Genomic DNA, 4610 nt, shown 5'->3' on the forward strand with positions numbered 1-4610 from the left:
GCAGCCATGCCGGGCTTTGAGGGTGCGCTTTCTCCCGGCGGTGGCGGGAGAGGCGCGCGATCGACGCGGCCTTGCGGCTCGTAGGCGACGGGCGGAGCGGCCGCCTCGTCGGTTCTAGGCGTGCCGCAACCCGCCAGTCCCGCGCCGAAAGCGGCTAGCAGGAGCAATCTTCGGCCAATGCTTAGTTTCACTTCACTCCCCCGAAGTTGCTGACAACCAGGGTCTAAGAATCATCTTCTTTGGTTACCAGATCGTCACGGCACAAACGGCGCCAACCATGCTCGACTCGATCAGCGCTGCGCGCGGAGATCGCTGTCAGCCCATCGAAAGTGCATTTTCGGCGATCTGTTGCGCGCGGGTCACCAAAGCCGGCCCGTTTCGTGGTCAAATGCTCCCCGTAGCGTAGTGAAGCGGGGATCATGTGATGCGTACCACGTTTGCGGCGGAGCCGCGCTCTTGCGCTTGGCAGCCAGGCCTCCATCTCAAAACCTATTCCGCGCAGCCTTTTCCGGCCATTGCCTGGACGCAGGTTCCATCGAGCAATGCCGTCAAATGGTGCGAGGCGGTGTACCTGACCTGGATCGTCAAGGACGAGAGCGACGCAAAGGACGCTTAGGGCTCGATCGGCAAGGGCATCTTGCCGTTGGCGCCGTTCATTTCCTTCGGCATCACCTGCGGCCCGAGCGGAACGCCATTGCTGTCGAACTGGCGCTTGGCGGGATCTCCATTGACCGGGCCCGCCTGACGGCTGTCCTGCAGCAATTCGCGAATCGCAACGTCGAACTGCTCGAGCTGACCGACGACCTTTCTCGCAAGATCGATGTAACGCTGGTGCAAGAGCGTCAGACGCCGTCTTAGGTCGTCTTGTGCCGCTCGTGATGCCGTGAGCTCCTGCTCTTGCAGACTGAGCCTGGCGCGAAGCTGGGTCCGGTCGGCGATCAGCCTTTGCACCGCCGCTGCTCCGGCGACGGCCGCGCTTTCAATGTCGTGGTCCAATTCCATGAGACCGACGTGTTCGAGTCCTTCCGTCATGTTTTTTTGCCCCGGTTTGACGCAGTTAGAACGAAATCGCATTCCTTCCGCAGATTTGCGGCCTTAGGGTGACCCCCGGCATAAACGGTCTGCCGATTGCCGCGGTTCCCAATTCTTGGACGCGCGGGCAAAAGTGCGGCAAAAAGGCCTCAATATTGCCGTTATGAAACATAGGGTGTTGCTTCGGTTCGGCCTTCGGAGGGGGCGGCATGAGGCTGTTGCAAGCACTTGGGATAATCCTTGTAACGGCCCTCGCGGCGCCGCAGCCGGCACTTGCGGGGAATGCCGACGAGATCAACGCTTCCGCCAACGAGGCCCTTCACAAATTTGTCGAAATGAACCCGAGCGCGCACGAACTCGGCCGCAAAGCGGCCGGAGCGTTGGTGTTCCCATCCGTCGTAAAGGCCGGCTTCGGCTTTGGCGGCGCCTATGGAGAGGGCGTTCTCATCGTGCACGGGAATGCGGCCGGCTATTACAATATCGTCTCGGCCTCGTTCGGCTTTCAAATCGGGGTGCAAGCGCAGTCCGTCATTATTCTGTTCATGACCGAGGAGGCGCTCGCGCAGTTCGAGCAGTCCTACGGCTGGAAGGTCGGCGTCGACGGATCAGTGGTGGTGGTCAATCTCGGCGCCGCCGGAGCGATCGATACCGACACTCTGACGAGCCCCATTCTCGGCTTCATCTTCGACCAACAGGGGCTGATGTACAGCTTGAGTCTCGAAGGCTCCAAGATTTCGCGCATCACGCCCTGAGCCCACGCGGCGTGTCGGTTACTCGGGCGGCAGCGCCATTTCACTAATGATTGCGTCGAGGCGAGGCTCCGGCACTTGCAGCGCGGCGGCAATCTCCTTGAGCTTGGCGCGCTCCTCCGGAGTGGCGCGGTCGTCGGCGTGGAGGGTCAGGTAGACGGCGCGGATGATCTCGACCTTGGTGTCCCAGTCCAGACCTCCGGCTGCGGCCGAGAGCTCCGCCAGAACGTCGCGCTTCCTCGCGTACATCTGCACCGCAAACGCGACCCCGCTCACGTCGACGGAGCGGCCGGTCCTTGCCTGATAGACCTTTTGAATCAGGCCGACCTCGCTCGCATTCAGCCTGCCGTCGGCCGCGGCCACCGCGATCATCGCCTTGAGGATCCAATCCGCGTCCTTCTCTCTCCCGGCCACGAAGCGCGCTCCTTACCTTTTTTGCAACACCAGTGACCGAGACTAACGGCAATTGGTGGCACAATTCCGGACGTTCTGCGGCGCTGGCGGCACCAAGGCGGGACGCATCGACGCGCGGCGCGCGGCTGGGGTTACTGCATTGCATTGAAGACCATCCCAAGCCAGATTGGCGGCAATGGATTCCTCCTCGCTCGCCATTCTCGTCATCGATGAAAACCGAATTCGCGCCTCGATCATCGAGGCGGGATTGCGCGAGACCGGTCACGACAACGTCACCGTGGTGCACGATATCAACGGCGTCGCGCGCAGCATCGCCGACATCAATCCCGACGTGATCGTCATCGACCTGGAGAATCCCAACCGCGACGTGCTGGAAAACATGTTCCAGCTCTCACGCGCGGTGAAGCGGCCGGTGGCCATGTTCGTCGACCGCTCGGACCGCGCCTCGATCGAAGCGGCGGTCGAGGCCGGTGTTTCGGCCTACGTGGTGGACGGGCTGAAGCAGGAACGCGTGAAGCCGATTCTCGACATGGCCATCAGCCGCTTCAACGCCTTCTCGCGGCTAGCGCGCGAGCTCGAGGAGGCGCGCAGCGAGCTCGAGAATCGCAAAGTGATCGAGCGCGCCAAGGGCATCCTCATGAAATCCAAGGGTCTGACCGAGGAAGCGGCCTATGCGCTCCTGCGCAAGACGGCGATGAACCAGAACCGCAAGATCGCCGAGATTGCGCAGAGCCTGATCACGGCGGCGGGCCTGCTCGGACCGGGAGACGAGGCATGAGCGAGCGCCACGAGGTCACTGCGGGCTTCATGCCGCTGCTCGACAGCGCCCTTCTCGTCGCCGCCAAGGAAAAGGGCTTCGCCGAAAAAGAAGGCCTCGATCTTGTGCTCGCGCGCGAGACGTCCTGGGCCAATATCCGCGACCGGCTCGCGGTCGGGCATTTCCAGGTCGCGCACATGCTCGCGCCGATGCCGATTGCCTGCAATCTCGGGCTCACCCCCCTCGCCTCGCGCACCATCGCGCCGATGGCGCTCGGGCTCGGAGGCAATGCTGTAACCGTGTCCAATGCGCTATGGACCGAGATGGCGGCGCTCGGCGCGAAGCCAGACCTCGACCCCGCCACGGCCGGCGCGGCGTTGAGGCAGATCGTCGCCGACCGCGCGCGGGCTAGTCGGCCACCGCTCAGATTCGCGGTGGTCCACCCCCATTCGGGGCACAACTACGAGCTTCGCTATTGGCTTGCGGCTTGCGGCATCGATCCCGACCGTGACATCGAGATCGTGATCCTGCCGCCGCCCTTGATGGCCGACGCGCTCGCTTCGGGCAGCATCGAGGGCTACTGCGTCGGGGAGCCATGGAATACTGCGGCGGTGGCGCGCGGGTTCGGCCGCATCGCCACCGTAAAGGCCAAGATCTGGAGGGGCAGCCCCGAGAAGGTTCTTGGCGCGCAGGCGCAATGGGCGGAGCGGCATCCCGAGGCGCTCGCAGCCCTCCTGCGCGCCATCTATCGTGCGGCGGTGTGGGCGGCAGAGCCCGGCAATCGCGAGGAGCTCGCGCGTCTGCTTGCCGGCCCGCACTATGTCGATCGACCGGCCGAATGGATGATGCCGGCGCTCACCGGCGAGATCGAAATCGGCGGCGCCGCAGTCATCCCCGTCGAGGATTTCTTCGTGCCTCTGGCCAAGGCGGCGACCTTCCCCTGGAAGAGCCACGCGCTCTGGCTCTACACGCAGATGGTCCGCTGGGGACAGATCAAGCACGACAAGAGCAACGAAGCGATGGCGCGCGACACCTACCGGCCGGACCTTTATCGAAATGCGCTTAAGCCGCTCGGGGTCGCCTTGCCCGGGGCTAATGCCAAGGTCGAGGGCGCGCTGAAGATAGCGACGCCCGTCGGCTCGGCCGGAGCGAGCCTCATTCTCGGCCCGGACGGGTTCTTCGACGGGCGCCTGTTCGACCCAGACAGGATCGACGCGTACATCGCGGCCGAGGGTGTGCCTGCGCGACGCGACGAAATCTCCTGACGCAGCTCCATCGCTCAACTTTTGTGCGGTGCACCTAGGCATTTGCCGATCGTTTAGTCGGGGAGCCGCGCTCCCTGCAGCGCGATGACGAAAGGCAACCGTCTGATTTTCTGTGCTTTTTTTCCGCGAACAGGACTGGCATGTTTCGTGCCTAGTGTTGGTAACGGCGTCCAAAGGCGGGCGCCACGGGCAAAGCTGCCAATCAGGAAAGCGCGACCCCAACCGAGTGGGGAAGCGAGGTCCTGGTCGGCAGCTTTTTCTTTTCGCGGCGACGATCGAGAGAAGCGGAGACCCCATGACGTTGACTGACCGGCGAGAGGCAAGCGAGGTGAGCGCACCGGCACGGGCGCTTTGGATGTCCACCATCGCCTTCACCATCTGCTTCGCGGTGTG

6 protein-coding genes and 1 pseudogene are annotated in these 4610 nt (G+C 63.5%); 4 read left to right on the forward strand and 3 right to left on the reverse strand.

Annotated features, from left to right (window positions below):
• Positions 1–191, reverse strand: a pseudogene (locus VFB18_RS06210) (hypothetical protein); the annotation flags it as partial.
• A gap of 233 nt (positions 192–424) precedes the next feature.
• On the opposite strand from VFB18_RS06210, the gene VFB18_RS06215 reads away from it, so the two are divergent.
• The gene (locus VFB18_RS06215) at positions 425–616 is read left to right on the forward strand and encodes a hypothetical protein (protein ID WP_324972330.1); all 192 of its coding nucleotides are present in this window, start codon (positions 425–427) and stop codon (positions 614–616) included.
• Here VFB18_RS06215 and VFB18_RS06220 read toward each other — a convergent pair.
• A complete protein-coding gene (locus VFB18_RS06220; protein ID WP_324972331.1) occupies positions 613–1032 on the reverse strand; it encodes a hypothetical protein in 420 nt (139 codons plus the stop codon). The genes VFB18_RS06215 and VFB18_RS06220 overlap by 4 nt on opposite strands.
• A gap of 209 nt (positions 1033–1241) precedes the next feature.
• On the opposite strand from VFB18_RS06220, the gene VFB18_RS06225 reads away from it, so the two are divergent.
• On the forward strand, positions 1242–1784 hold the full coding sequence (locus VFB18_RS06225) for a BPSL1445 family SYLF domain-containing lipoprotein (protein WP_324972334.1): 543 nt from the start codon (positions 1242–1244) through the stop codon (positions 1782–1784).
• A gap of 18 nt (positions 1785–1802) precedes the next feature.
• On the opposite strand, the gene VFB18_RS06230 is transcribed toward VFB18_RS06225, so the two are convergent.
• A complete protein-coding gene (locus VFB18_RS06230) occupies positions 1803–2195 on the reverse strand; it encodes a hypothetical protein (protein WP_324972337.1) in 393 nt (130 codons plus the stop codon).
• Between the two features lie 175 nt (positions 2196–2370).
• On the opposite strand from VFB18_RS06230, the gene VFB18_RS06235 reads away from it, so the two are divergent.
• Both VFB18_RS06235 and VFB18_RS06240 read left to right on the forward strand, forming a co-directional pair.
• Complete coding sequence (locus VFB18_RS06235; RefSeq protein ID WP_324972340.1) at positions 2371–2973, forward strand: ANTAR domain-containing response regulator; 603 nt, start codon at positions 2371–2373, stop codon at positions 2971–2973.
• Positions 2970–4217: a CmpA/NrtA family ABC transporter substrate-binding protein gene (locus tag VFB18_RS06240; RefSeq protein WP_324972343.1), complete on the forward strand. Its 1248-nt coding sequence runs from the start codon at positions 2970–2972 to the stop codon at positions 4215–4217. The genes VFB18_RS06235 and VFB18_RS06240 overlap by 4 nt, the downstream gene beginning before the upstream one ends.
• The last annotated feature ends 393 nt before the right edge of the window (positions 4218–4610 follow it).

Source organism: Methyloceanibacter sp., assembly GCF_035650995.1.
Classification (GTDB): domain Bacteria; phylum Pseudomonadota; class Alphaproteobacteria; order Rhizobiales; family Methyloligellaceae; genus Methyloceanibacter.

What these genes read in the sequence shown, in the direction of transcription:
- VFB18_RS06225 (WP_324972334.1), top strand. Translation starts at nt 1,242, where the DNA reads ATGAGGCTGTTGCAAGCACTTGGGATAATCCTTGTAACGGCCCTCGCG.
- VFB18_RS06220 (WP_324972331.1), bottom strand. Translation starts at nt 1,032, where the DNA reads ATGACGGAAGGACTCGAACACGTCGGTCTCATGGAATTGGACCACGAC.
- VFB18_RS06215 (WP_324972330.1), top strand. Translation starts at nt 425, where the DNA reads ATGCGTACCACGTTTGCGGCGGAGCCGCGCTCTTGCGCTTGGCAGCCA.
- VFB18_RS06240 (WP_324972343.1), top strand. Translation starts at nt 2,970, where the DNA reads ATGAGCGAGCGCCACGAGGTCACTGCGGGCTTCATGCCGCTGCTCGAC.
- VFB18_RS06235 (WP_324972340.1), top strand. Translation starts at nt 2,371, where the DNA reads ATGGATTCCTCCTCGCTCGCCATTCTCGTCATCGATGAAAACCGAATT.